The sequence below is a fragment of the Cellvibrio sp. genome (assembly GCF_053579595.1).
In genome coordinates this window covers 1-3,703 of the sequence record NZ_JBRFPI010000064.1, presented here as the reverse complement: position 1 = coordinate 3,703, position 3,703 = coordinate 1, and the positions used below count along the sequence as shown (strand labels likewise).

Here is a 3,703-nt window from a genome sequence, read left to right as displayed (position 1 = left end):
CCCTTGGTAGAGATTCAGCCTCGCTGGTTAGCTAAGGATATTTACCGATTGTCAAAACGTAAAACCGCAGAAATGATCACTGCGCATTACAAGGGCAAGCGCTATCTTTTGGATGGGACTATAGGTGCGCCGCTTGAAAACGAAGGCACCATTGAACTCTGGTATAAAGTTACCATTGACAGGAATGGCATTCTTCAAACGCTCGACGCGGATGAATCTATTTTCTGGCCTCCGATTGTGTGTCAAATGGCGAGCGAACATCGTGCCCGTGCGGCGAAATTGGCTGAGGGTGAATTCGCCAAATTAACCGGCACTGTATCCCATTATTGGCAAGGCAGTCCGAGTAAATTGGTATTAAAAGATTGCCGTTTTGAATAAGTGGTGTACAGCATTTGCTTACACTCTATCTGTTAGTCATTGCGGTTGGGTGAAGTCAGGGATCGCAACCAATTCAGCCAACCGTTATTGCCTAGCATAAATTTATCGAGCTGATCCTGATTATAAAAATAATGCTCCGCATCCTTAAATAATAATTCTCGTTTGAGCATTCTGCGCTTGGGATTAATCGCTTTAATCATGCGCGCTGGATTACCTGCCGCTACTCAATTTGCAGGAATGTTTTTGGTCACCACCGATCCTGCTCCCACCACCGAGTTCTCGCCAATGGTTACGCCTTTGTTGACGATAACCCGCTCACCCAGCCATACATTATTTTCAATCACCACAGATTTGGTGCAGCGAAATGGGCGGATGCGGTTGTAAATGCCGTGCCAATCGCTATCGCTAATAGTGACATTGGCCGCGAACATACAGTTATCGCCAATACGAATCGATTTTGCCGCTGAGATGCGCACTCCGGGCGAAATCAAACAGTAATCGCCAATAATAATTTCCGCATCGGCTTGTTTACTTGGCCAGCTGGTAAAGCGCACACAGTTATCGCTCGCGCAAATAATCTGCGCATATTTTCCCAAATGAATATTGCGACCAAAAATGACCAGGCTGCGCGGGTGTGCAATTTCAGGAACGCTACCCAAGCTATCAAATTGCGGTGCAATAAAACGCTTCACATACCATTGGTTGATAATTTTATAAAGTCGTTTGACCGGGTAAGGTGTGCTGCTGCGGCGCATAAGGCGAATTCGCTGTTAAATAGGTGAAGATGTTTGTTGCGAGTGCATGTCTGTTAGAATAAGTGCAGTGATTATGAGCGAGAATAACAATGCTGCCAATTGATATACATTCAGTAAAAGGTTTTTTGGATGGCGAAGAGGGTGCTGCTTTATACGAGCAGGCGCTCGCGGTAGCCGCACTCGGCCCCTGTTTGGAAATTGGCAGTTACTGCGGTAAATCCACTGTTTATCTCGGCAGTGCCTGCAAAAAAGCCAATAGCATTTTATTTGCAGTCGATCATCACCGCGGCTCGGAAGAGCATCAATTGGGCGAGGAGTATCACGACCCTGCGCTCTATGATGCGCAATTTGGCAAAATGGATAGCTTCCGTGAATTTCGCCATACGCTTGCGCGTGCACAGCTTGAAAATACGGTGGTGCCAATTGTTGCCCCATCACAATTAGCCGCTCGCTACTGGGCAACACCCTTAAGTATGGTGTTTATTGATGGTGGCCATAGTGTGGAGGCTGCGTTAACCGATTATCGCGCCTGGGCGCCCCACGTAGTGCGTGGGGGATGGCTTGCGATTCACGATGTATTTCCCAATCCTGCCGATGGTGGGCGTCCGCCGTTTGAAATTTGGAAGTTGGCTCAGGCTTCGGGTTTATTTGAGGCTATGCCGTTAATAAAAACCCTTGGCCTGCTGCGGCGCTTATAAAAAATTACACCGCTTATAAAACACGGCGAGTGTCATTATTTAATTACCCAAATAAACGCAAAGCCGCCGCGATAAGAGTGATCGGTCACTACCAGTGAGCTTTTATTAAAATCCGTGCCGCTGATATTGTCGTATCGGATAAACAATGCGAGTCGGGTTTTGATGCCGTTGTGATTAAAGCTACGGCTCAATGCCATCTGATTATTCCAACCGCTATAGCCGCCATCGGCATTAAAATAGGGGCGCGTTTCAGTCACATACTCTTGTTTTACATTGTAGTAATAATCGTGATAGTCATCGCTCGCAAACATCACACCTGCACGATAAGTGAATGTCCAATCGCTGAGCTTATTGCGATAAACAAATTGTGGTTGAAAGACGGAGCCAATATAGCCTGATTCATCTGCACCTATTGCAAACACGGCGCGCCATGGCACTTGCAGGTGCCAGCCCTGCGAAAAATTTTCGCCAGTTAAATTGATATTCAATGATGGCCCCAGTTCCAGTGTGGAACCCAAATCCGGCATATCCTGGCGCAACGTGTTTTTATCGGCATCAGGTGTGATGGCGGCACTGGCGCTAAAGGTAAATTCGTATTGATCTGTGCGTAAAAAATTACCGCGAATACCTTCGCGATCCGAGCGAATAATTTTCCCGCGATAAACCACGTAGGGAATAGGGCTGATAAAACTGCGGTATTCATCGGACCCGCGATAATCCGGTCCGGTAACAGCCCCTATGCCTAATCCAAGTTCCCATTTTTTATCGGTGTCATCCTGCGCATTGCTGATAGTGCTAATACCGGTGAGCAGGATCGATGTAACGGCGAGCTTCCATAAGTAATGTAAATTCATAAAAAATGATCTAATCCAATAGTGCGCTTAGCCCTTATCGGTGGGCGACTTGAGGGGATTTTACTGGTATTCTGCCGCCATTATCCACGTAATTATTTATCCCATCGAGACTCCTGTGACTACCACCGCTTTTTCATCTTTACCGCTCAGTGCCGATATGCTCGCCAACCTTGAATCTCTCGGCTATAGCGAGATGACCCCCATTCAAGCGCAAAGCTTGCCATTGGTTTTACAAGGGCAAGATATTATTGCCAAAGCAAAAACCGGCAGCGGAAAAACCGCCGCTTTCGGTATTGCGCTGCTGGAAAAATTAAATGTGCGTTTTTTTGGTGTGCAGGCGTTAGTACTTTGCCCAACTCGCGAGCTTGCTGATCAAGTCGCAAAAGAAATTCGTCGCCTCGCGCGTTTAACCCATAACGTAAAAGTGTTGACGCTTTGCGGCGGTGTTTCGATTGGCCCACAAATCGGTTCACTTGAGCGCGGTGCGCATATTGTGGTGGGAACACCGGGGCGTATTGTCGATCATATTGCCAAGGGCACATTGAAGCTCGATAGCGTCAATCAGTTAGTTTTGGATGAAGCTGATCGTATGTTGGAGATGGGTTTTTCTGAAGATATCGATAAAGTGTTGGGTGCGTGTAACACAGATCGCCAAACATTATTGTTCTCCGCTACTTATCCCGACGATATTAAAAAAATCAGCGCGCGCTGCCAGCGCGATCCGCAAATGGTCAGTGTGGAATCTATCCACTCCGAAACCAATATTGAGCAACACTTTTATGAATTACGCGCTGACGATGAAATCTACCCCGCCGTATTAACGGTGCTTGCGCACTTCCAACCGGAAACCTCTATTGCTTTTTGCAATACGAAAATTGCTTGCGATGAATTGTTGGATTATTTGCGCGACCAGGGCGTGAATGCATTGGCATTGCATGGTGACTTGGAGCAAAAAGAGCGCGATCAGGTACTGGTGCGTTTTTCCAATAGAAGCTGCTCGGTATTAATTGCCACCGAT

At 47.0% G+C, this 3,703-nt stretch carries 4 protein-coding genes and 1 pseudogene; 3 read left to right on the top strand and 2 right to left on the bottom strand.

Annotated elements, in window-relative coordinates; translation table 11 throughout:
• Positions 1-378: hypothetical protein (locus ACWA6V_RS06090; RefSeq protein WP_449521642.1), on the top strand; the 378-nt coding region annotated here is incomplete at its 5' end.
• A 32-nt stretch (positions 379-410) separates the two neighbouring features.
• Here the strand turns inward: ACWA6V_RS06090 and ACWA6V_RS06085 are convergent.
• A pseudogene (locus ACWA6V_RS06085) lies at positions 411-1,133 on the bottom strand (acyltransferase).
• Positions 1,134-1,222: 89 nt separating this feature from the next.
• On the opposite strand from ACWA6V_RS06085, the gene ACWA6V_RS06080 reads away from it, so the two are divergent.
• Positions 1,223-1,831: a class I SAM-dependent methyltransferase gene (locus ACWA6V_RS06080; RefSeq protein ID WP_449521641.1), complete on the top strand. Its 609-nt coding sequence runs from the start codon at positions 1,223-1,225 to the stop codon at positions 1,829-1,831.
• A gap of 35 nt (positions 1,832-1,866) precedes the next feature.
• Here ACWA6V_RS06080 and ACWA6V_RS06075 read toward each other — a convergent pair whose 3' ends face one another.
• Positions 1,867-2,685 carry a MipA/OmpV family protein gene (locus ACWA6V_RS06075; protein ID WP_449521640.1) on the bottom strand — a complete coding sequence of 273 codons (819 nt, stop codon included), beginning with the start codon at positions 2,683-2,685 and terminating at the stop codon, positions 1,867-1,869.
• Between the two features lie 115 nt (positions 2,686-2,800).
• Here ACWA6V_RS06075 and ACWA6V_RS06070 point away from each other — a divergent pair.
• A partial coding sequence (locus tag ACWA6V_RS06070) for a DEAD/DEAH box helicase (protein WP_449521639.1) occupies positions 2,801-3,703 on the top strand: 903 nt, incomplete at its 3' end.